The sequence below is a fragment of the Mesorhizobium sp. M8A.F.Ca.ET.208.01.1.1 genome (assembly GCF_004791315.1).
Classification (GTDB): Bacteria; Pseudomonadota; Alphaproteobacteria; order Rhizobiales; family Rhizobiaceae; genus Mesorhizobium.
Genome location: NZ_SRUT01000002.1, coordinates 711,653 through 733,945, shown reverse-complemented (window position 1 = coordinate 733,945; position 22,293 = coordinate 711,653). Strand labels below are relative to the sequence as shown.

Here is a 22,293-nt window from a genome sequence, read left to right as displayed (position 1 = left end):
CTGGCTCTGCGGAAAACGGTGGCCAGGGCCTTTGACCTCGATGCGGCAAGACCTAGGTTAGGCTCCGAACCCAGCCAGCGGGCGGCATCGCCCGGCCCCAATCATCACGGAGATCCGTCTTGCAGAAACGCCGTCTCGGTCGCACCGACCTTTCCATCGCGCCGCTGGTTCTGGGCGGCAATGTCTTCGGCTGGACCGCTGACGAGAAGACCTCCTTCGATCTGCTCGACCGCTTCGTCGGCGCGGGCCTCAATGCCATCGATACGGCCGACGCCTATTCGCGTTGGGTTCCCGGCAACAAGGGCGGTGAATCGGAAACCATCATCGGCAAATGGATGAAGGACCGCGGCAATCGCGACAAGGTCGTGGTGGTCACCAAGGTCGGCTCGGATATGGGGCAGGGCCACAAGGATCTGTCCGCCGCCTATATTGAAAAGGCCGTCGATGCATCGCTGAAGCGGCTGCAGACCGAATTCATCGATCTTTATCTGTCGCACTGGCCGGATCCGACGACGCCCTATGAGGAAACGCTCGGCGCCTATGAGAAACTGCTCGCCAAGGGCAAGATCCGCTATGCCGGCTGTTCCAACCTCGATGCCGGCCAGTTGCGTGCGGCACTTGACGTGGCAAGCCTGCGCGGCCTGCCGCGCTACGAGGTGCTGCAGCCGGAATACAATCTCTACGACCGCTCCTCCTTCGATGGCCCGCTGCGCGACCTCTGCGTGGCCGAGGATGTCGGCGTCATCACCTATTTCAGCCTGGCCAAAGGTTTCTTGAGCGGCAAGTACCGCACGGAAGCCGATCTTGGCCAGAGCGAGCGCGGGGAGGATGTCGGCAGCTATCTCAATCCACGCGGCACGCGCATTCTGGCGGCGCTCGACGCCGTATCCGCCAGGCATTCGGCCAAGCAGGCGGAAGTGGCGCTTGCCTGGGCCATGGCGCGGCCGGGCGTCACCGCGCCGATCGCCAGTGCCACCAAGCCAAGCCAGATGGACAGCCTGATCAGGGCGGTGTCGTTGAAGTTGAGCGCCGACGATATGGCCGAGCTCGACAAAGCCAGCGCCTGAGGGCTGCCGGCAAGACGGGACGCACGAACGTCCAAGACGATCCTCATGCCTTGCCATACCGTCCTTCGCACGGGCTCAGGGCGGAGGACCAGATGGACGGATCGCTTCTTTCGCAGCCGGAGCCTTGGCGCCAATTGCTTGCGCTGTTGCTGGCCGCCACCGTCGTCATGGGCAGCCCTGGGCCGGCGACGATAAGCGTTACCGCCGTCGGCGCCGCCTTCGGCCTGCGCGATTCGCTTCGCTACACCGGCGGCATCGTCCTAGGCACGATCGCCGTGCTGCTGGTTGTGGCGACCGGGGTTATGGCGGTGCTTGGGTCGATGCCGATGCTGGCGCCGTTGCTGGTTGTCGCGTCGGCGGCCTACATTCTCTATCTCGCCTTCAAGATCGCCACCGCGCCGGCGCTGGCCGCACGCGCCGCCGAGGCTTCGCGCCCAACCTGGCTGGCTGGATTTCTCCTGGCGGTCGCCAACCCCAAGGCCTATGTGGCGATCGCTGCCGTGTTCGCCGGCACCTCGTCGAGAAAGGGCGATGTCGAGCTCGGCCTGTGGACGAAACTGACTGTTCTGGCGGTGATGATCGTCGTCATCCACGCCGTGTGGCTTGTTGCCGGCGCGGCGTTCGCACGCTTCCTGCGCAGGCCTGTCGCCTCGCGGATCATCAATCTGGTCTTTGCCGCGACGCTGCTGTTGACCACGGTGCTGGCTGTGTACGGTTGACGATCAGGCCGCGGAGCCGTCAAGCTTCGCGCCGAGTTCCCGCAACCGCTTTGCCGCCGTTGTCGGCAGGGCCGGCGGGTTGGGCGCGCGTGATGCCTCGACAAGAAGCTGGTCACAGGCGGCTTCCGTCTCGCCGATCAGCCGCGCCATGAACTCTTCCTTGCCCAGACCCGGCGGTATGGGCGGCAGGAAGCGTGCCTTGATGGTTCCGGGATAGCGGAGGAACTTGCGGCGCGGCCAGTAGAGGCCGGCGACATGGGCGACCGGCACCACCGGAACGCCAAGCTGCGAATAGATTTCAACGATGCCGTATTTGTAGGCCGGCTCGTCGCCCGGCGCCCGGCGCGTGCCCTCGGGATAGATGATCAACTGGCGCGGGTTGCGCGCCATTTCTTCTTTGGTCGCGGCGACCACCGCCTTCAAGGCCTTGGAGCGGCTGCCGCGATGCACCGGGATCATGCGCATCTTCAAGATGTACCAGCCGAAGAACGGGATCCAGGTCAGCTCGCGTTTCAGGATGTAGAGCGGGTCCTGGAGGTAAGGGAAGAAGGCAATCGCGTCCCAGAACGACTGGTGCTTGGGCGCCAGGATGAAGGAGCCATCGGGCAGGTTTTCCTGGCCGGTGATGTCATTCTTCGTTCCGGCGATATTGTCATAGAGCCACATCGAGGTGCGCGACCAGAATTTCGGCACGAACCAGGCACGGTGGCGCGGTGACAGGAAATAGTAGGGGGTCCAGAGGATCATCTGGACGATCAGATTGACGTAGAAGACGAAATTGAACGCCAGCGATCTGACATAGAGCATGGAGGGAGGTCCGGTGAGGAAGTGTGCGTTGGTTACACCAAGCGCGGGGAAAAAGGAAACGGTGCGATGCTGCCCGTCCTACCAGGTTGCCTGCGCCAGGCGTTCCCTCAGGCGTGGAGCGGCAAAGTCGAGGAAGGCGCGCAGTTTCACCGGCAGCCGGCCCTGGCCCGCATGCACCAGGTTTACCGGCCAAGGCTCGGGTTCGAAATCCCCGAGCACGGGGCGCAGTGTTCCTGATCGTGCGGCGGCAACGATCTGGTAGGAAAGCACCCGCGTCAATCCGACACCGGCGATCGCCGCATCGATCGCCGCCTCGGCGGTGTTGACCCGGAGCCTCGAGCGGACCGGTACGATAAAATCAGCCTTGTCCACGCTGAAGGTCCAGGTGGCAAGCGAGCCAAGGCCCTCGAAGGTGATGCAGCTGTGCGTCTCGAGCTCTCCCGGGGTCCGTGGAATGCCGTGCGCGGCCAGATAGGCCGGGCTTGCGCAGACAACATGACCGATCGAGCCGACCCTGATGGCGACCATGCGCGAATCCGGCAGCCTGCCGATGCGGATGGCGAGGTCGATATGGTCCTCGGCCAACTGGCTTATCCTGTCGCCGAGCGTGAGGCGGATATCCACCAGGGGATAGGCGGCCAGGAAGTCGGTGACGACGGGCAGAACGTGAAGGCGGCCGAAGACAATCGGCGCGGTGATGATCAATTCCCCTGTCGGGGCGCTGTATTCGCCGCCGGCGGTGCGTTCGGCATCGCCGACCTCGTCCAAAATGCGGCGGCAGGCCGCGAGATAGGCATGGCCCGCATCGGTCAGTGTGAGCCGCCGCGTCGAGCGGTTCAACAGCCGTGTCTTCAGGTGCCGCTCCAGCTCGGAGACCTTGCGGCTGACCGTTGCTAGCGGAACGTCCGAACGGCGCGCGGCGGCGGAAAGGCTGCCGCCTTCCGCCGCCGCGACGAAAAGGGACATGGCTTCAAGACGATCCATCATTTCTTCCAGAAAATGGAAGGGTTGATTGCAAATATGGCATCTACATCCGCAACATGGAAGGCTGCATATAAGCGAGCACCTCAACAAGGAAACCTTCATGCCCCGCATTGCCACGCCTTCGTCGATCGCAACCGCTCCCGCCGCCGCGCAGCCAATGCTGCAGGCCGTGGAAAAACAGCTCGGTGTCGTGCCGAACCTGTTTCGGATGGTCGCCAACAGTCCGGCCGCGCTGGAAGGTTATCTCGGCATGATGGGAGCTTTGGCCAAGGGCCGGCTTGCGGCGCCGACGCGCGAGCGCATCGCGCTGGCGATCGCCGAGATCAATGGCTGCAACTATTGTCTGTCCGCGCACAGCTATCTCGGCAAGACGCTCGCCAGGCTCGACGATGCCGAGATGATCGCCAACCGCCACGGCGGCTCCTCGGACCCCAAGGCAGCTGCGGCGGTGCGTTTTGCCGCCAGCGTTGCGCAAAGCCGAGGACAGGTCGGCCAGGAGGATCTCGCCGCTGTCAGGCTCGCAGGCTATGACGATGGGGAGATCATCGAGATCGTCCAGCATGTCGCCCTGAACGTCTGGACCAACTATATCAATGAGGTTGCCCAGACCGACATTGATTTTCCGGTTGTTTGCGCCCGAGATGCTGCCTGAATCCGGATAGGAGTGGCGGTGCCCGTCGGTCCCCACCCTTCATGCCGCAGAGGAATCCCATGTCTGAGAGCCGCCCGCCGCTTCCACCCTTCACCGCCGAGACGTCAGCCCAGAAGGCGCGCATGGCGGAGGATGCCTGGAACTCGCGCGACCCGGCGCGGGTTGCGCTTGCCTATACGGCGGACAGCCGCTGGCGCAACCGCGCCGAATTCCTGCAAGGGCGCGATGCTATCCAGGCCTTCCTGACCCGCAAATGGAGCCGCGAACTCGAGTACCGGCTGATCAAGGAGGTGTGGGCCTTCCACGACAACCGCATCGCCGTGCGCTTCGCCTATGAATGGCACGACGACAGCGGCTCATGGTTCCGCAGTTATGGCAACGAGAACTGGGAATTCGATGAGCACGGGCTGATGCGCCTGCGCATCGCCAGCATCAACGACCTGCCGATTGCCGAGGCCGAGCGCAAATATCACTGGCCGCTCGGCCGGCGGCCGGACGACCACCCGACGCTGTCGGAGCTCGGGCTCTAGAAACATGCAAGGAGGTCTCGATGAACGCACACGCTTTTACGAGCGATGTCGCCTTCACGCCGACAGTCAAGGCGATCCAGGCGCGCAAGGGTTCGCGCCAGTCCTATGCCCGCGTCGAGGAGCGCGGCGGCTGGCAATCGGCGATCACACCGGACCTTGCCGCTTTCATCAAAATGCAGACCAGCGTCTTCCTGTCGACTGCCAATGGCGATGGCCAGCCCTATATCCAACACCGCGGCGGCCCTGCCGGCTTTCTCAAGGTGCTTGACGAGAAGACGGTCGGCTTCGCGGATTTTCTGGGCAATAAGCAGTTCATCACGCAGGGCAATCTGGCCGACAATCCGAGGGCCTTCCTGTTCCTGATCGATTACATGATGCGCCAGCGCATCAAGATCTGGGGTACGGCACGCATTGTCGAAGACGATGCCGAGTTGACAGCGAGGCTGATGCCGCCGGACTACAAGGCGCGTCCCGAGCAGGTCATCCTGTTCACCGTCTCGGCGTGGGACGCCAATTGCCCGCAACATATACCGCAGCGCTTCGAGGCGGCTGATGTGGCGGCGGCGCTTGCCGAGCGCGACCGGCGCATCCAGAACCTTGAACAGGAGATCGCGCGCCTCAAGGGCGTTTCAGGGGCTGGCGCCAAGGAATGACGCGGGCTCAGCCGCCGGCGGCGGTTTCGGCCAGCGCGATGCCTTCGGGCGTCGGCTTCACCGGGATAATACCACGTGCCAACGCCAGCAGATATTTGGTGTATTCGGTGAACAGCACCCGCAACGCCCGCGGCTTGGTCAGCCAGCCGCCATTGTCGAGATTGGAATTGACCACCGGATAGGGCTCAAGCTTGGCGCCATGCAACAGCCGTCCCATCTCCAGCAGGCTGCGTGGCATGTGATAGTTGTTGGTGACCAGGATCACCGTGCCATAGGCATGGTTTTCCACCCATTTGGCGCTCTCCTCGGCATTGCCGATCGTGTCGAGCGCGGCCCGATCGATGTCGACGCAGCAGGAAAACAGTTTCTTGTCGCCGCCGGTCGCCGCCTGAAGCTGGCGACGGCTGGCCGAGGGATGGACGCCGCTGATCAAGAGCCGCTCGCCCTTACCGGACGCGAGCAGTTCCATCGCGGCGTCGAGCCGCGATTGGCCGCCGGTCAGCACGATGATGGCATCGGCCTTGGCCGGGTTGGCGGGCGTGGTCAGGTGACTGACCTTGCTGGCAAACCAGCCGAAGCCGCCAGCGAACACCATTGCGAGCATAAGCAGGGATAGAGCGAAGAGACGCAGGGCGGTCCTTAAACGGCTAACCTTGCCATGGCCGCGCCAACGGGCAACCACCACTGGCAGCTGTCCAGCCGTCCCGGTCGAATCCCGCACGTCCATAGCCATATGGTTAATCCCGAAATGCGGCGTTTGGTAGGTAAAAGACGCACTTTGCGTTACGCAAATTCTCCATCCGTGATCGCGCTCGTTCCATCCACGCCAAGACGAACTCCTTTCATGCGTCGGGTTGGCGAACGTCGATGTCGCTGAGATAGGCGACGACGGTGGCGTGTGAGGTCGCCGCCGTCAGCGCGCCAATCACCAGCACCATCAGGACGACACCCAGGTAACCCGCCGAGCCGATGGCGAAGTTGCCGAACAAAGCGGTTGCCTGATCGGCCTGTGGTGTTGCCATGTTGCGCGACGACCACCAGGAGAAAACGATGAAGACGAGCACCGCCGCCGCTCCGCCGGCAGCCGCGCCCTTCATGCCTGTGACCAGGAAATGCCGGCGGAATTCGCGCGCGATGAACTGCGCTTCGGCGCCGACGAAATGCAGCACCTCGATGATGTGGCCGTTGCCGGCCATGGCGCCGCGGGTGGCAAAGACCACCGTCAGCACGGTTGCCGACAGCATCAGGGCCAGAACGGCGATGCCGATGGTCACCGTGGTGCGGGCCATGGCTACCAGCCGGTCGACCCAGGTGCGGTGGTCGTCGAGCGATGCGCTCGGCAGTTTCGGCGCGATCGCGGCGCGCATGGCGGCGAAGTCTGGCGGGCTGTTCTCGTCGATGGTGACGATGATCAGGCGCGGCACCGGCAGGTCGTCGATATTGAGGCCCGAACCTAGCCAGGGCTCCAGCAGCCTGGCGGTCGCTTCGCGGTCGATGATCCGGGTCGACTTCACGCCGGGGAATTCGCTGGCGATCTGCGAAGCCTGGGTAAGCGCTGCCTCCATGTCGAGGCCGTCGGTCGGTTTGATCTGGATGGTCGCCTCGCGCGAAATCTGGTTTTCCCATACCGAGGCCGTATCGCGCACCAGCGTCACCGCGCCGAAGGTCAGGCAGGACAGGAAGGTCATGATGGCTATGACCAGCACCAAGGCGCGGCCGGCAATGTTCTGCGCCGGCACGATCGGCGCCATCTTGCGCTGGGCGCGCGGTCTTGCGACGGCTGCCTCGGCGTCCTGCTCTTCGAAATGCTCGGCGGACAGATCAGTCATAGATATCCAGCCTTCCGCCGGCCAGGATCATGCGGCGCGCGTCGACCTGTTCCATCAAGCCGAGATCGTGGGTAGCGATCACCACCGCGGTGCCGAGGCGATTGAGTTCGATGAACAGCCGCAGCAGGCGCCGCGCCAGCGGCGGATCGACATTGCCGGTCGGCTCGTCGGCGAGCAGGATTTCCGGCTGTTCGATCAGGGCGCGCGCGATCGCGGCGCGCTGCTTCTCGCCGCCTGACAGGACCGGCGGCAGCACATGCATGCGCTCGCCGAGCCCCACCCATTTCAAGAGCTCGGTGACGTCGGTGCGGTAGCTCGCCTCCTCGCGCCCGCGCACGCGCAATGGCAAAGCGACGTTTTCGTAAGTGGTCATGTGGTCGAGCAGGCGAAAATCCTGGAACACCACGCCGATGCGCCGGCGCAGGTGCGGCAGCTCGGTGCGTGAGATGCGGGAGCGGTCCTTGCCGAAGATGGTGATCAGCCCACGCGTCGGCTTCAGCGACATGAACAAAAGGCGCAGCAACGTCGTCTTGCCGGCGCCCGAAGGCCCGCTCAGGAATTGGAAGGAGCGCTCCGGTATATGCAGGGAGATGTCGCGGAGGATTTCCGGACCCATGCCATAGCGGAGGCCGACATTTTCGAAGCGAATCAATTTCGACGACCTGAGGTTCCTGGCCGCGGCGAGCCAGCCTGTTCTGTGAAAAGACCATCGGCCGGCATGGTTAACCGGCGGTTAATTCCTGGCTTGTTTCGGCTCTTCAAGAGGGCTCCGGTGGGGAAGCGTTAACCATTTGTGTTTACGCAAAAGAAACGAAAAGCGAACGTGCCGCAATGCTGGGGCCATGATGGCTGAGGAACGAACCGCGCGCCCGGTTTCCGGCGAAATCATGACCGAACCGCCGGCAATTGCCATGGCGGACCGGATCGTGCGCGGTCCGGTGGCAGATATCGTCGATGCGGACTATGTTGTGGTGTGGCGGCCCGTTTCACCGGTCGAAAACGTTTCGCCGCTGCCGCGCCTGATTGTCACCCCGCCCATCGATGGCATGGACATGCTGCGCAAGCCGGAAGCGCCGGCGGAACGGCGGCCGGCCTCGCGCGGCGGTCCGATTTTCTGGATCGCCGGCATCGGTGCAGCCCTTGCCGCGTTCTGGGTTTCCGGTGGCCACGCTCTGGTGCGCCAGGCGCCGCTCCTGGCCGGCGCGCAAGCGTCGGCGCTGACCATTTCAGGCGTCACCTCACACGTCGACGTCTCGGGCGCCAATCCGGTGCTGTTCGTCGATGGGGAGGCCGCCAACGACGGAACAAGCCCCGCGACCCTGCCGCCGCTCGAAATCCGGGTGACGGGCAATGACGGGCGCACGACCCGCTATACGTTGGGGACATCCGGCCATTCGCTGGCGTCGGGCGAAAGATTCGGCTTTGCCAGCCGGCTCGACGTGCCTAAGAACGGCGTAAGAACCGTTTTGGTTACTTTCGCCAAGTAGGCGACACCGGGGAAGACCATCAATGCCCATCGTACGCGGCAAGGACATCGAAGTCCTGTTTTCGGCATCGGCGATCGCGCGGCGCAATCTCGAACTCGCCAAGGAGATCGCCGGGCACGACTATCACGATCTCTTGGTGATTTCTGTGCTGAAAGGCTCGTTCATCTTCGCCGCCGACCTGATCCGGGCCATGCACGATGTCGGCCTGTCGCCGGAAGTCGAGTTCATCTTCATCTCCAGCTATGGCGCCGGCACCAGCAGCGGCGAGGTGAGGGTGCTGCGCGACATCGACAACGAGGTTGCCGGCCGCGACGTGCTGTTGATCGACGACATTCTGGAATCGGGCAAGACGCTGAGCTTCACCCGCGACCTGATGCTGTCGCGTGGCGCGAAAAGCTGTTCCATCGCCGTGCTGCTCGACAAGCGCATGCGCCGCCAGACCGCGCTCAATGCCGACTATGTCGGCTTCGACTGCCCCGACTATTTCGTCGTCGGCTATGGCATGGACGTTGCGCACGCCTTTCGTGAATTGCCGTTCGTGGGTGTCGTCAAAGGCGACGTTTGAGCCACTCCCCAAAAAGACTTGCTGACCCGTCCCGCCTTCAGGAAAAGTCAACTTTTCACCGCCAAATATGCCGGCCATGGCAAAGCTTCTGATCGTCGAGGACGATGAGTCCGTCCGCACCCTGGCAGCCCGCGCGCTCGAACGCGCCGGCCACGCAATCGATATCGCCGCCGATGGCGCGCAGGGGCTTTCGCTGATCCGCGCCGCAAACGGCGGCTACGATCTCGTCGTCTCCGACATCCGCATGCCGGAGATGGACGGCATCGAGATGGCGGTTGCGGCCGCGGCGCTTTTCCCGGCGATGAAGATCATGCTGATGACCGGCTATGCCGACCAGCGCGAGCGCGCCGAGGAATTGAACGGCATCATCCTCGATGTCGTGCAAAAGCCCTTCACTCTGGCCGAGATCCGTTCGCGCGTCGAACGGGCGCTGATCTGCTTCGCCTGATCAGGCTGGATCCCTGGCGACAAGCGCCGGCGCCGGAGCGGTCCGCCGCTCGGTGTTGAGCGCCAGCAGGCCGGCGCCGATGATGAGCGCCGCGCCGATCACGGTTGTCGAGCGTGGTACCTCGGCGAAGAACAGGAAACCCCACAGCGGCGACCACAGGATGCCGGTGTATTCGAAGGTGGCGACGCGGTTGGCCGGTGCCAGCCGGTAGCCTTGCGAGAGTAGGATCATGCCGGCCGAGGCGACGAACCCGCACGCCGCCATTTTCAGGAAATCCGGCAGTGTCGGCCAGATCCACGGCCGCACCAGGAATTCGAGGCTCGGATGGACGGCGTGGGTTATGCCGGCGAGGTGGAACGTGCCGGCGACCACGGCGGCGCCGACGAGATAGGCGCCGTTCTGGTAGAAGGCCATGACGGTAGACGATTCGGTGTCGCCGATCTTGCGGGCCATCAATTGCGAGAAGCCGTAGAGCGCCGCCGAGCCCAGCGACAGCAAGGCCGCCCAATCGAACAGCCCAGCGCCTGGACGCACCATCACGACCACGCCGAGCAATCCGATCAGCACGGTCGCCAGCGTCCGCCAGGAAACGCGTTCGCCAAGATACGGCCCGGCCAGTGCCATGATGAACAGCGGCGCCATGAAATAGAGCGCCACGGCGTCGGCCAGCGGCAGGGCGGCGATGGCCAGGTAATAGACCGTGTAGGAGGTGAACTGGATGAAGGCGCGTGTGGTCAGCAGGCCGAAGCGCCGCGACAGGATGGCCCGCAAGCCAACATCGGCGTGGACGAGAACGATCAGGATCGGCAAGGCGACGATCGAGCGGATCGCCATCACCTCGGTCACCGGATAGCCGCTCGATACGGCTTTGACGAGCGGGTCCTGCAGCGAGAACACCAGCACGCCCAGGCACAGGCTCAGGATGCCGCGCACCATCCTATTGTGCATTCGTGTTCAGGCTCCCGCGCATACGATCCGGCGCCCCTGTCCAGATCAAAAAGAACCCGCCACCGTTTTCGGGCAGCGGGCACGAGTGAGGACTCTTCGATTGGTCCGCAGCCGATTTCGCGGCTGCATATCCAATGGGTGAGGCGACTATCGGTCGACGTTTGACATGTTGCAAACGAATTGGAATGATGCCAGCAATCAAATTTACTTATGATGGATGCCATGCGGCCAACCCTCGACAGCGATCTCCTGCGTACCTTCGTGGCCATCGCCGAGGCCGGCAATTTCACGAGGGCCGCCGAACAGGCCGGCCGCACCCAGTCGGCCGTGTCGATGCAGATGAAGAAGCTCGAGGAGTTGGTCGGCGACACCTTGTTCGAGCGCGGTTCACGTGGCGTCGCACTGACGCGGCGTGGCGGCGAACTCATCGTCAATGCCCGCCGCATCGTCTCGCTGCTCGACGAGACGGCTGCGTCGATGGCGGCGGCGCCGCTGGGCGGGCCGGTGCGCATCGGCATTCCGGAGGAATATGGCCACGCCATCCTGTCGCGCGCGCTCGGCGCATTCTCGAAGCGCCATCCAAAGGTCGAAGTCACGGTGCGCTACGCCCATTCGTGGGCGCAGGTCGCGGCGCTCGCCGCGGGCGAGCTCGATCTCGCCGTGGTCTTCGAGTGGCAGGACCTTTCCGGCGGCGAGGTGCTGATGCACGACCCGACCGTGTGGGTGACGTCGATCCTGCATCACATGCATGAGGAACAGCCGCTGCCGATCGCGCTCTACAACCGCGCCGGCTGGTGCAAGGACTTCGCCATCAAATCGCTGGAGCAGCGCGGCCTTGCCTATCGCGTCGCCTATACCAGTGACACCAATGGCGGCCTGAAGCTTGCCGTCACCTCAGGGTTGGCGATCGCGCCGATTTCGCGCAGCAACATTCCGGCGGACTGCCGCGAACTGACGTCCGCGGATGGGTTCGGCGACATCGATTCCTCCAATGTGGTGATGCACCGCAACCCGAACGCTTCCGGTGAAGCGATCGACGGCATGCAGGAGGCGATCCGCGAGGCGTTCGTCAACAGGCAGGTCCAACCGGCGTCATAGACGTCTTCGGTTGCTCCGCCGTTTACTATTTCAGTTCCAGCAACCGTTCCAGATAGCTGCGCTCGATATCGGGGCTGAGCGCGTTTCCGAGCCGCTTGCGGATCGCTTCCAGGATCTGGCGCGCGCGCTGCACGTCGATCTCATCGGGCACTTTCACCGAATCGCCGAAATCGGGACCCTGGCTGGCGCGCGGCCGGCCGAGCGGGTCACGGTCGGCGTCCTGCTGACGGCCACCTTCCTGGCTGCCGCCCTGGTCGCCCTGCATGGCCTGCATCTGCTTCATCATGTCCTTGGCGCCCTTGCGCAGCGCCTCGAGCGCCCGGCCCTGGTGGCCGACGGCCTCGTCGCCCTGACCCTCGCCAAGCGCCTGCTCGGCGCTGCCCATGGACTTGCCGGCTTCGCCAAATCCTTCATTGGGCTCCATGCCCATGCCTTCGAGGCCCTTCTTCAGCTGTTCGAGATCGCTTTTCAGCTGCCCCTGGCCTTCTTGCAACTGCTTCAGCGCATCGGCGAATTCCTGCGGCGTCATCGGCTTTTGCCTGGCGAGCGGATCGCGGTCCTCGCCAACCCCTGGCTTGTCCTGGTTCTCGCCGCTGCCTTCGCCGAGCTGCTCGTCGCGATTCTTGCCACGCTGTCGCTCGCCGCGCTGCATCTGGTCCATGCGGAACGTGTCGTTCATCATCTCCTGCTGGCGCCGCAAAATCTCGCCGAGCTTGTCCATCTGCTGGCGCATCTGGCTGTCCTGCTCACCGCCCTGCTGCTGGCGGCCGGCCTGGAGGTTGTTCATCATGTCCTGCAGTTGCGACAGCAATTGCTGCGCCTTGTCGCGGTCGCCCGACTTCGCCAGGTTCTCGATCTGGTCCATCATGCGGTCGATGTCGCTCTGCCGCAGTTCCTGGCCGTTCTGCTGCATCTGCGGCGCATTCGGGTTCTGCTTGGCGCGTTCGGCGAATTCCTGCAGGAACTGGTTCATCGCCTCGCGCAGTTCCTTCATCGCCTTCTCGATCTCGGCGTCGCTGGCGCCGTTCTTGATGGCGTCCTGGAGCGCCTGCTGCGCCTGGCGCAGCCGCTTTTCGGCGGCCGATAGATTGCCCTCCTCGATGCCGAGCGCGATTTCCCAGAGATAGGCGACCTCGCCGCGCAGCTGATCATCGTTCCCGGCCAGTTTCAGCCGGCTCATCGCGCTCATGATGGCGAGGTAGTGGGACATGTTGTCGAACGTGTCTTCAGGCCGCAGCGTGATGGCGTCCATCAGGTCGAGCACGCGCGGCCTGGCATTGGCGTCGAGCGCGAGCAGGCGGCGCTGTTCGATCACGGCGCGCGCCAGCGGGTTGGCGAATGGCCGCTCGGGCATCGAGAGCGTCTTGGTTTCGCTGGACGCGGTGTGTCCGGCGTCGTCGGTGGCGACCAGCGTCAGCTTGATGCTGCCGCCGGCCCAGACATGCTCGGTCAGATCTTTCGTGGTCCGGGCGGCATTCGACTTGCCGCCGCGGCGCGGCAGCGTCAGCGGCATGTCGGGCGGACCATAAAGCGGATGCGCACCTGGCGCCTGCGGATCGGCCAGCGCGAAGACCGCCTTGGCGGTGGCGGCGCCATAGTCATCGTCGATCTGGTAGTTGAGCTCGAAGGCGCCGTTGGCGGCGCGCTTGGGCTCGCCGACGAAGCGGATCTGCGGCGGCTTGTCAGGGATCACGGCGAAGGCCCAGCGGCCAAGCTGGTCGTCGCCCGATTTCAGCGTCAGCATGCCATCGCCAGTCAGCTTGCCGGTGAATTGGCGCACCTTGGACGGTGCCGGGCTTGCGGCCGGTTTGGCCGTGGCGGCGGCTTGCGGGCTGGCCGGGTCGATGGCGCGGGCGTTGCCGTCCTGGTCAGCATAGGCAAGCGTTTCCTCGCCCGAGCCTCCGGTGACGCGCAAGGAGACGTCGCTACCCTCGGGGACGTGGAAAGTTGGCGTCGCCTGGTTGGCGTCGGCGGTCAGGAAGATCGGCGGCTTGCCGGTATAGGCCGGCGGCGTCACCCAGGCGTCGATGCGCGGCGGCATGGCGTCGAGCGTGCCATGTGCGCTGAAACCGTCTGCTATCCTGCCGCCGGTCGGCCCGAAGGAGAAGGCAAAGGCGGTGACGAGCAGCAGCGCCGCCACGGCGCGAAGTCCCCAGGGGTCGCGCTCCGGCACGCGCGTGCGTGGCAGGTCGGCGCCGAGACTGTCGAGCTTTCCAGCCATGCGCTTCTGGTGCTCGCGCCAGAGCGCCTGCGAAAAGCTGCTTTCCTGGCCGCTGGGCCGGTCGCTCTGCACCTGTACGGGGCTGTGCAGCAGTTTGTTGGCGGCCTCGATGCGGCGATCGACCTCGGCGGCGCCAGGCATGCGGAAAAAGCGCAGCGGGTAGAGCGCGGCCAATCCTGCCAGGCCGAACAGGGCGACAAGGCCGATGCGCACCACATCGGGCAGCCGGGGGAAAATGCCGAACCAGGAGGCGCTGAGGAAGAGAGCGGCGACAACGACGAGCGGGAGCAGCAGCGGCCAGCCACGCTCGACCGTCATCGCGATCCGCGTCGCCAGCCGGCTCAAGGCAAGGCGTCCGGCCAGGCCGCGGTCGTTGCTGAAGATGGGTCGTTGCGTCATCGGCCCTTCCCAGAGCCGGTTCCATCCCGAAGGCCCGGGAAGGGGCTCTATTTCCTTGAGCATGATCTGTTCCGAAAACCGGATTCTCGGGACCATGCCATCGGGCGGGGCAGGATAGCCCAAGCCTCACGACTCGAAGAATACCAGCAAACACGGCAAACGCGAGGCGGTTTGAGAAAACGTGAAGCCGGCCGAATTGGTTGCGATCAGAAATTGGCGGGGTTTGCGTTGGCGCCACAGACCAGCACGGCCACCCGTTCGCCCGGCGTCGGCGCGTAGCGGCCGGACAGGATCGCGGCGAAGGCGGCGGCACCACCCGGCTCCGAGATGATGCGCACGCGGTTCCAGAGCGCTTTCTGGGCGGCGATGATGTCGTCGTCGCTGACCAGGATGGAGCGTTCCACGAAGGCTTCGGCGATCGGGAACATCATTTCGCCAACGCGCTTTGGCGCCAGCGAATCGGCGGCGATGCCTTCGGCCGGCGCGTCGACCGGATGGCCGGCCTCGAAGGCGCGATGAAGCGTCGGCGCGCCCTCGGGCTCGACGGCGACGATGCGGATGCGGCCGGCATACCAGGCGGCGATGCCGCCGATCAGGCCGCCGCCGCCGACGGCGACCAGCAGCGTGTCGATCTCAGGCAGATCGCTTTCGATCTCAAGCCCGAGCGTGCCCTGACCGATCAACGTTTCCTCCTGGTTGAAGGCGTGGATCTGCAAGGCGCCGGTTTCCTCGGCGAAACGTTCGCTGGCGGCCAGCGCCTCGGCATAGCGGGCACCGCCGACGACGAGGTCGGCGCCATAGCCGCGAATGCGATCCAGCTTGGCCTGCGGGCTCACTTCGGGAACGAAGATGGTCGCCTTGTGCCCAAGCCGCATGGCGGCGTAGGCGACAGCGGCGCCATGGTTGCCGCCCGACGCGGCAACGACGCCGGCGCCGGGAACCGGCCGCTCCAAAAGGTTGGTGAAGGCGCCGCGCGCCTTGAACGAGCCGGAATGCTGCAGGCATTCGAGCTTAAGGTCGACCGCCAGTGGCGGCTGGTCGAAGTCGGCCATGTCGATGCGCAGCACCGGCGTGTGCCTGACATAAGGGCGGATGCGCGGTTCCATCGCGGCAATGCGTTCGCGTGTGACGGTGTTGCCCTGCGACATCAAAATCTCCTCGGGATTGACAGTAATTAGTAACTTGGCAAAATGGCTAAATGCAAGAGGTTGATGTCTTCAAGGCGATCGCCAACGAACGCAGGCTGCAGATTCTTGATTGGCTCAAGGATCCGCGTGCGCATTTCCGGGCACAGGCGGATGGCGATCTGGTCGAGGACGGCGTCTGCGCGCTGCTGATCGCCGAGAAGCTCGGCATCACGCAGGCGACGCTTTCCGAGCATATGCGTGTGCTTACCCAGGCCGGCCTGCTCAGAACCAAGCGCATCAAGCAATGGACCTTCTACCGCCGCGACGAGGACAGGATCGCCGACACAAGGGCGCTCATCCAGAACCGGCTATAGCGTCGCGGCCAGGGCAGCTTCTATGCAAGCCAGTCCGGCACCGAATCCAGCCCTATCAGCGCGTCATAGGTCAGGCGCGGACGAACGACATGGAAACGGTCGCCGTCGACCAGCACCTCCGGCACCAGCAGGCGGGTGTTGTAGGTTCCGGCCTGGACCGCGCCATAGGCGCCGGCAGTGGAAACGGCGACGAGATCGCCCGCCTTCAGCCTCGGCAGGTCGCGGTCGAGGCCGAGATAGTCACCGGTCTCGCAGACCTGGCCGACCACATCGACCATCATGCGCGGCGTGTCGGCCGGCGGCTGCACGACCGGCCTGATCTCGTGAAAAGCATCGTAGAGCGTCGGCCTGATCAGGTCATTCATGGCGGCGTCGACGACGAGGAAGTTCTTGGCGTCGCCTTCCTTCACGAAAATCACTTCCGAGACCAGGATGCCGGCATTGCCAAGGATCAGCCGGCCCGGCTCGAACATCACCTTCATGCCCAACTTGGTGACATGCTTGCGGACGACCTGGGCATAGGCGTCGGGCAAGGGGGGAGGGTTGTTGTCGACGCGATAGGGAATGCCGAGGCCGCCGCCGAGATCGACATGCTCTATCGCATGTCCGTCGGCGCGCAGCGCGCCGACCAGGTCGACCAGCAAAGCGAAGGCGTCGTCGAAAGGCTGCAGTTCGGTGATCTGGCTGCCGATATGGGTATCGATGCCGGTGATCTTGATGCCGGGAAGCGTTGCCGCGCGGGCATAGACCTGGCGCGCCCGCTGCCACGGAATGCCGAACTTGTTCTCGGCCTTGCCGGTTGAGATCTTCTTGTGGGTCCTGGCGTCGACATCGGGATTGATGCGCAGCGAAACCGGCGCCACCTTGCCGAGAGCCGAGGCGCGGGCCGACAGGAGTTCGAGCTCCGGTTCGGATTCGACGTTGAAGCAAAGGATGCCGGCCTCGAGCGCAAAGTCCATTTCACGCGCCGTCTTGCCGACACCGGAGAACAGGATCTTGCTGGCCGGGACGCCGGCGGCCAGGGCCCGGCGCAATTCGCCTTCGGAGACCACGTCGGCACCGGCGCCGAGCTTGGCCAGGGTCCGCAGCACGGCCTGGTTGGAATTGGCCTTCATGGCGTAGCAGACCAACGCGTCGAGCCCGGCAAAGGCCTTGACGAAGACACGGTAGTGCCTGGTCAGGGTCGCCGTCGAATAACAGTAGAACGGCGTGCCGACCTGTGCGGCGATATCAGGGATTGCCACGTCCTCGGCATGCAGCACGCCGTCGCGGTAGTCGAAATGGTTCACGAGAGTGGTTCCGGAAGTTGGCGGGTGCTAGATCAGCGGGTCGAGGATGAACTTCTTGTCCACGACCGGTTTTTCCGGTTCCGGCGGCACGGGCTGGTGGGCCTTCTCGGCATCCTTGCGCGCCTGGACAGCCGCCTCATACGGCGTATCGAGGCCGGCCTTGCGGCCGCAGGCGGTCACGGAGGCAAGCGCCGCAAGCAGCGTCAGCGTTACCAAAATCCTGCTTCCGGTCATCGATCCATCCGTCCGAAACGTTTGCCAGCCGCCGCTTTTAGCCGAGTTCTCAACGTATTGCACCCCGGATATTGCCGATCGCAACATCGGGATATTTCTGGTCGCAACATCGGGATATTGCTGATCGCAATATCCGGGATCACGCCTTGGCGATACGCTTTTTCCAGGCGCGGATCTGCTTCCTCACTTCCGACGGCGCGGTGCCGCCGAAGCTGGTGCGGCTCTTGACCGAGTTCTGCATCGCCAGCACCGAGAATATATCGGAAGTGATGCCCGGGTTGATCGATTGCAGATCCTCCAGCGCAAGCTTCTCCAGGCTCACCTTCTTCTCTTCGGCCAGTGCCACTGCGCGTCCGGTGACATGATGGGCTTCGCGGAACGGCAGGCCCAAGGTGCGCACCAGCCAATCGGCGAGGTCGGTGGCGGTGGCGTGGCCGGAGCCGGCGGCCTTCTTCATCGCGGCTGCGTTCACCGTCATGTCCGAGACCATGCCGGTCATCGCCGCCAGCATCAGGTCGAGCGTCTCGGCGGCGTCGAACACCGATTCCTTGTCTTCCTGCATGTCCTTGCCATAGGTCAAAGGCATGCCCTTCATCACCGTCAGCAGGCCGACCAGATGGCCGTTGACGCGGCCGGTCTTGCCGCGCACCAGTTCGGCGGCGTCGGGGTTCTTCTTCTGCGGCATGATCGAAGAGCCGGTGGAAAAGCTATCCGACAGCCTGATGAAGCCGAATTGCGGCGTCGACCAGATGATGATCTCTTCCGCCAGCCGTGACAGATGGGTGGCGCAGATCGCGGCCATGGCGAGGAACTCCAGCGCGAAATCGCGGTCGGAGACGCTGTCCAGCGAATTGCGCATCGGCTCGCGGAAACCGAGCGCCCTGGCGGTCTGGTGGCGGTCGATCGGGAAGCTGGTGCCGGCAAGGGCGGCGGCGCCGAGCGGGCTCTCGTCCATCCGTTCGATGGCGTCGCGCACGCGCGACAGGTCGCGCGAAAACATCTCGACATAGGCCATGCAATGGTGGCCGAAGGTCACCGGCTGTGCTGCCTGCATATGGGTAAAGCCCGGCATCACGGTCGCCGCATGCTCCCCGGCCCGTTCCAGCAGCGCCCCGATCAACCCCTTCAACGCCTCGGCGACGCGAAAACACTCGTCCTTGACCCAGAGCCTCAGATCGACCGCCACCTGGTCGTTGCGCGAGCGGGCGGTGTGCAACCGGCCGGCCGCCGAGCCGATCAGGTCGGCGAGCCGGGCCTCGACATTCATGTGGATGTCTTCCAGCCTGGTCGAGAACTCGAACGTGCCAGCTTCGATCTCTTTCAGGATCGTGTTCAGGCCGTGAGCGATTTTTTCTTGATCGGCAGCCGAAATAATGCCCGTCTGCGCCAGCATCTCGCTATGGGCGATCGAACCGCGAATATCCTGCGCGTAGAGTTTGCGGTCGAACGAGATCGACGCGTTGATGGCTTCCATGATCGCGGCCGGACCCGAGGCAAATCGTCCGCCCCACATCTGGTTGCTGGTCTTCTTGTCGCTCATCGCTATAAAACCCGTGCTTCGGAGCAGTTTTGAGAAAATGGCAGACGGAAACAGATTTTTCCCGGCCCCGCGCCTGATCCTCGCCGCCCTGGTGGCGGGAGCGCTGGCCGGCGCGGTCGCGGTATATGTCAGCGAGAGCCGGTCTGGCAACAACGCACCGGCGCAGGTGGCCGCCGGCGACAGCAAGGACGACGTCGCCTGCGCCGCCAAGAGCGATCGCGCCAAGAAGGTGGCGGCCGCGGCCACCGGTGAGGTCGCGGCACTTTTGCCGGCCGATCCGCCGCAGTCGATGAGGAGCCTCGCCTTCAACGGGCCGGACGGCAAGCCGATGACGATCGCCGACCATGCCGGCAAGACGGTGCTGCTCAATCTCTGGGCGACATGGTGCGCGCCATGCCGTGCCGAAATGCCGGCGCTCGATGCGCTGCAAAAAGAGAAAGGCAGCGACGCCTTTCAGGTCGTCGCCGTCAACGTCGATGCCGGCGACGATGTGAAGCCGAAGAAGTTTCTCGCCGATACCGGTGTGCACACGCTCGGCTACTACCGGGATTCGACGATGACGCTGTTCAACGACCTCAAGACGCGCGGTCTGGCGCTCGGCCTGCCCGTCACCATGCTGATCGACGGCGAAGGCTGCCTGATCGCCCATATGAACGGTCCGGCCGAATGGTCCGGGCCGGACGCCAAGCGGTTGGTCGAGACGGCGCTCGGGTCGTGAGCCAACGCATGTCGCGCTTTAAGCCGAGCGCACGCTCGGCTTGAGCAGCACGAGGCTGCCATCCCGGCGGCCGGCACGCACCGGAGTGGGCTTGCCGTGGCCGGTCAGGTCGTCGAACGCCTCGATCGGCGCCGGCTTGCCGAGATAGTAGCCCTGGCCGATCTCACAGGCCTCGGCGTCAAGGAACTTCAACTCGCCAAGCGTCTCGACGCCTTCGGCCAGAACCGGCAGGCCAAGGCCGCGCCCCAGCCCCAGCACCGCGCGCACGATCGCCGCGACCTGGCCGTTCGTGTCGACCGCCTTGATGAAGGAGGAATCGATCTTGATCTTGTCGAAGGGGAAGGCGCGCAGGTTGGAAAGAGAGGAATAGCCGGTACCGAAATCATCCATGGCTACGCGCACGCCGAGCGACTTGGCCTGGCGCAGGGTTGCCAGCGCACGCGGCATGTCCTTCACCAGCGCGGTTTCGGTGATCTCGAGTTCGAGCCTGGTCGGGGCAAGGCCTGTCTTCAGCAAGGTCTCGTGGACCTTGCGGCTGAAATTTGGGTTGTGGAGCTGCACCGCGGAGACGTTGACGGCGACCGTCAGCGGGTTTTCCCAGCGCGCGGCTTCCTCGCAGGCCGCTTCGAGCACCCAATCCCCGATCTGGCCAATCGCGCCGCTGTCCTCGGCCACCGGAATGAAAGTGGCCGGAGAAACCTCGCCACGTTCAGGATGGCGCCAGCGGATCAGGGCCTCGAAGCCAACCATCTTACCGCTGCTGATCTCCTTCTGGGGCTGGTAGACGAGGTAGAATTCACCGCGCACGACGGCCTGGCGCAATTCGTGCTCCATCACGCGCTTGTCGCGAGCCTCGGCGCCCATCGAGGCTTCGAAATAGCGAAACGTGTCCCTGCCTTCGGTCTTGGCGCGATAGAGTGCCGTATCGGCATGGCTGATCAGGCTGGTCTGGTCCTCGGCATCGAGCGGATAGACCGCGATGCCGATGCTGGCCGAGACCAGCCCGCCACCGACCGCTGCCCGGTTTTCCTCACGCATGGCGGCGAGTACCGCATTGGCGATGCGGCCCGCCGCCTGCGGGTCGGGCAAATTGGGGGCTATGATGGCGAATTCGTCGCCGCCCAGGCGCGCAAGCATCTGGCCGTGGCGCAGAACGCCGGACGCGCAGCTTGCCACTTTCTGCAACATGGCATCGCCGGCGCCGTGCCCGTAGAGGTCGTTCACCTCCTTGAAGCGGTCGAGGTCGAGCAGCAAGAGCGCAAGATGCCGGCCCTTGATGTTTGCGTCGGCAGTCGCGACGCGGTTCATCGATGCGATTTCCGCGTCGAGACGGCTGGAGAAACTGCGGCGATTGGCAAGCCCCGTCAGCGGATCGAAATGGGCAAGGCGAAGGATCTCCTGCTCCGCCTTCCTGCGTTCGCGTATGTCGCGTACGGCGATGACATTGTGGGGCTTGCCGCAATAATCGATGCTCCTGGCGATCAGTTCGACGGGTATTCTCGTCCCATCGCGGCTCCTTAGCTCCGCTTCCTGCGGCTGGCCCTCCAGGCTGGTCGCATCGGATGCTGCGCGTTCGTCGAAAAGTTCGCCCAGTTGCATGCCGTTCAGGGTCGTAGCCGGTGCGCCGGTCAGCTTGCCCATGCTGTCATTGGCGCTGACGATGCGACTGCCATCGCAGACGATCAGGCCTTCCACGGCTGCATTGGCCAGGCCATGCATGCGGTCGACCTCGAGTTTCTGGCGACGGAAGCGCAGGTCGATCCACAACGCCGATGCCGACAGAACCAGGATCACCAGGGTGGCGGCCGCGGCCGCGAAAGCCTGCGAGGTCGGCGCGATCGTGTACTGCGATATGACAATCGAGGAATCGGGAAAGATCGAGACGGCGCCCATGCCGATGAAATGCAAGGTGCAGATAGCCAGCGTCAGCAGCACCGCGCCGGCGGATGTCGCTGACAAGGAAGGGCGGCGCAGAACGACATGCAGCGCCAGTGCCGCAAGCGTTATACCGGCCAGCAGGGAAACGGCGACAAGCATCAGGTTCCATTCGATCCGCCCCTGGACCTCGAACGCCGCCATGCCGACGTAGTGCATGGCTGCGATGCCGCCGCCCAGGATGGCGCCGCCGACGAGATGGTAATCGATCTCGTCCCGCAAGGTGGCGATCCACATGCCGGCCGCCGTCAATGCGACCGAGGCGGCGAGCGAGATCACGGAGAGCCCCGGATCGTAAGCGCTGGGGATGCCCGGCGTGAAGGCGAGCATGGCAATGAAATGCGTTGCCCAGATGCCGAACCCCGTCGAAGTCGCCGATATCATCAGCCAGACCAGCCGGTTACGGTCCGTCGAGCGGCTGATGTGGTGAAGCAGGTTTACAGCAGAGAAACAGGAAATTCCGCAGATCAGCGCTGCCAGTGCGACCAGTCGCAGATCGTGCTGGTGCACGATGCAGTTATAGACCGTCAGCATCTTATTTCCCCCTAGCCCACAGGAAATAAAAAAAGAAATATGACTGATTAATGCTTGGCTGTTGAAGGATCGATAAAGTCGCCTGCAACCATAGCGTGCCTTCGTGGCGCAGGCTGGCCGCAAAGGCACCGACCG

At 64.2% G+C, this 22,293-nt stretch carries 23 protein-coding genes; 11 read left to right on the top strand and 12 right to left on the bottom strand.

All coding sequences use genetic code 11. The features are described 5' to 3' along the window. Positions 1-119 precede the first annotated feature (119 nt). The gene (locus EN851_RS14065; RefSeq protein ID WP_135914890.1) at positions 120-1,067 is read left to right on the top strand and encodes an aldo/keto reductase; all 948 of its coding nucleotides are present in this window, start codon (positions 120-122) and stop codon (positions 1,065-1,067) included. Between the two features lie 92 nt (positions 1,068-1,159). Then, positions 1,160-1,786, top strand: coding sequence for a LysE family translocator (locus tag EN851_RS14060; protein WP_135929454.1), 627 nt, complete (start codon positions 1,160-1,162; stop codon positions 1,784-1,786). Positions 1,787-1,789: 3 nt separating this feature from the next. Here EN851_RS14060 and EN851_RS14055 read toward each other — a convergent pair whose 3' ends face one another. Together EN851_RS14055 and EN851_RS14050 are read right to left on the bottom strand one after the other, a co-directional pair. Then, positions 1,790-2,593, bottom strand: coding sequence for a 1-acyl-sn-glycerol-3-phosphate acyltransferase (locus tag EN851_RS14055; protein ID WP_135929453.1), 804 nt, complete (start codon positions 2,591-2,593; stop codon positions 1,790-1,792). A gap of 78 nt (positions 2,594-2,671) precedes the next feature. Beyond that, a complete protein-coding gene (locus EN851_RS14050) occupies positions 2,672-3,577 on the bottom strand; it encodes a LysR family transcriptional regulator (RefSeq protein WP_135929452.1) in 906 nt (301 codons plus the stop codon). A 100-nt stretch (positions 3,578-3,677) separates the two neighbouring features. On the opposite strand from EN851_RS14050, the gene EN851_RS14045 reads away from it, so the two are divergent. The 3 genes from EN851_RS14045 to EN851_RS14035 are packed head-to-tail and all read left to right on the top strand — an operon-like array spanning position 3,678 to position 5,412. Beyond that, positions 3,678-4,229 carry a peroxidase-related enzyme gene (locus EN851_RS14045; protein ID WP_127279428.1) on the top strand — a complete coding sequence of 184 codons (552 nt, stop codon included), beginning with the start codon at positions 3,678-3,680 and terminating at the stop codon, positions 4,227-4,229. A gap of 59 nt (positions 4,230-4,288) precedes the next feature. After that, entirely contained in the window at positions 4,289-4,759 is a 471-nt protein-coding gene (locus EN851_RS14040) for a DUF1348 family protein (protein ID WP_135929451.1), read from the top strand. A gap of 20 nt (positions 4,760-4,779) precedes the next feature. Beyond that, on the top strand, positions 4,780-5,412 hold the full coding sequence (locus EN851_RS14035; RefSeq protein WP_135920186.1) for a pyridoxamine 5'-phosphate oxidase family protein: 633 nt from the start codon (positions 4,780-4,782) through the stop codon (positions 5,410-5,412). A 7-nt stretch (positions 5,413-5,419) separates the two neighbouring features. On the opposite strand, the gene EN851_RS14030 is transcribed toward EN851_RS14035, so the two are convergent. The 3 genes from EN851_RS14030 to ftsE form a co-directional block, all read right to left on the bottom strand. Further along, positions 5,420-6,145 (bottom strand): YdcF family protein, encoded by a 726-nt coding sequence (locus EN851_RS14030; RefSeq protein ID WP_135914894.1) that lies wholly within the window; start codon positions 6,143-6,145, stop codon positions 5,420-5,422. A 109-nt stretch (positions 6,146-6,254) separates the two neighbouring features. Further along, positions 6,255-7,241, bottom strand: a complete 987-nt coding sequence (locus EN851_RS14025) for an ABC transporter permease (RefSeq protein ID WP_135883481.1) — start codon at positions 7,239-7,241, stop codon at positions 6,255-6,257. Beyond that, entirely contained in the window at positions 7,234-7,893 is a 660-nt protein-coding gene (ftsE, locus tag EN851_RS14020; RefSeq protein ID WP_010911739.1) for a cell division ATP-binding protein FtsE, read from the bottom strand. The genes EN851_RS14025 and ftsE overlap by 8 nt, the downstream gene beginning before the upstream one ends. Before the next feature lie 190 nt (positions 7,894-8,083). Here ftsE and EN851_RS14015 point away from each other — a divergent pair, with 190 nt between their 5' ends. From EN851_RS14015 to EN851_RS14005, 3 genes are all read left to right on the top strand, one after another. Continuing rightward, positions 8,084-8,728, top strand: a complete 645-nt coding sequence (locus EN851_RS14015) for a hypothetical protein (RefSeq protein ID WP_135883480.1) — start codon at positions 8,084-8,086, stop codon at positions 8,726-8,728. Positions 8,729-8,750: 22 nt separating this feature from the next. After that, positions 8,751-9,293, top strand: a complete 543-nt coding sequence (hpt, locus tag EN851_RS14010) for a hypoxanthine phosphoribosyltransferase (RefSeq protein ID WP_127279434.1) — start codon at positions 8,751-8,753, stop codon at positions 9,291-9,293. Between the two features lie 76 nt (positions 9,294-9,369). Continuing rightward, on the top strand, positions 9,370-9,741 hold the full coding sequence (locus EN851_RS14005) for a response regulator (protein ID WP_167531492.1): 372 nt from the start codon (positions 9,370-9,372) through the stop codon (positions 9,739-9,741). Here the strand turns inward: EN851_RS14005 and EN851_RS14000 are convergent, their stop codons facing one another. Then, a complete protein-coding gene (locus EN851_RS14000) occupies positions 9,742-10,689 on the bottom strand; it encodes a DMT family transporter (protein ID WP_135929450.1) in 948 nt (315 codons plus the stop codon). It lies immediately after the preceding gene. 222 nt (positions 10,690-10,911) lie between these two features. Here EN851_RS14000 and EN851_RS13995 point away from each other — a divergent pair, with 222 nt between their 5' ends. Further along, positions 10,912-11,787, top strand: a complete 876-nt coding sequence (locus EN851_RS13995; RefSeq protein WP_135929449.1) for a LysR substrate-binding domain-containing protein — start codon at positions 10,912-10,914, stop codon at positions 11,785-11,787. 25 nt (positions 11,788-11,812) lie between these two features. On the opposite strand, the gene EN851_RS13990 is transcribed toward EN851_RS13995, so the two are convergent. After that, on the bottom strand, positions 11,813-14,407 hold the full coding sequence (locus EN851_RS13990) for a TIGR02302 family protein (RefSeq protein ID WP_135929448.1): 2,595 nt from the start codon (positions 14,405-14,407) through the stop codon (positions 11,813-11,815). A 206-nt stretch (positions 14,408-14,613) separates the two neighbouring features. Beyond that, entirely contained in the window at positions 14,614-15,555 is a 942-nt protein-coding gene (locus EN851_RS13985) for a threonine/serine dehydratase (protein WP_135929447.1), read from the bottom strand. Between the two features lie 50 nt (positions 15,556-15,605). Here EN851_RS13985 and EN851_RS13980 point away from each other — a divergent pair, with 50 nt between their 5' ends. After that, complete coding sequence (locus EN851_RS13980) at positions 15,606-15,908, top strand: metalloregulator ArsR/SmtB family transcription factor (RefSeq protein ID WP_127279851.1); 303 nt, start codon at positions 15,606-15,608, stop codon at positions 15,906-15,908. Positions 15,909-15,928: 20 nt separating this feature from the next. On the opposite strand, the gene lysA is transcribed toward EN851_RS13980, so the two are convergent. From lysA to argH, 3 genes are all read right to left on the bottom strand, one after another. After that, positions 15,929-17,197 carry a diaminopimelate decarboxylase gene (lysA, locus tag EN851_RS13975; RefSeq protein ID WP_135929446.1) on the bottom strand — a complete coding sequence of 423 codons (1,269 nt, stop codon included), beginning with the start codon at positions 17,195-17,197 and terminating at the stop codon, positions 15,929-15,931. Between the two features lie 27 nt (positions 17,198-17,224). After that, a complete protein-coding gene (locus EN851_RS13970) occupies positions 17,225-17,431 on the bottom strand; it encodes a lipoprotein (protein WP_015315543.1) in 207 nt (68 codons plus the stop codon). Between the two features lie 139 nt (positions 17,432-17,570). Then, positions 17,571-18,971, bottom strand: a complete 1,401-nt coding sequence (gene argH, locus EN851_RS13965) for an argininosuccinate lyase (RefSeq protein ID WP_135929445.1) — start codon at positions 18,969-18,971, stop codon at positions 17,571-17,573. A 37-nt stretch (positions 18,972-19,008) separates the two neighbouring features. On the opposite strand from argH, the gene EN851_RS13960 reads away from it, so the two are divergent. Beyond that, positions 19,009-19,689, top strand: a complete 681-nt coding sequence (locus EN851_RS13960; RefSeq protein ID WP_135883474.1) for a TlpA disulfide reductase family protein — start codon at positions 19,009-19,011, stop codon at positions 19,687-19,689. 18 nt (positions 19,690-19,707) lie between these two features. Here EN851_RS13960 and EN851_RS13955 read toward each other — a convergent pair whose 3' ends face one another. Further along, positions 19,708-22,158: an EAL domain-containing protein gene (locus EN851_RS13955; protein ID WP_135929444.1), complete on the bottom strand. Its 2,451-nt coding sequence runs from the start codon at positions 22,156-22,158 to the stop codon at positions 19,708-19,710. Positions 22,159-22,293 lie beyond the last annotated feature (135 nt).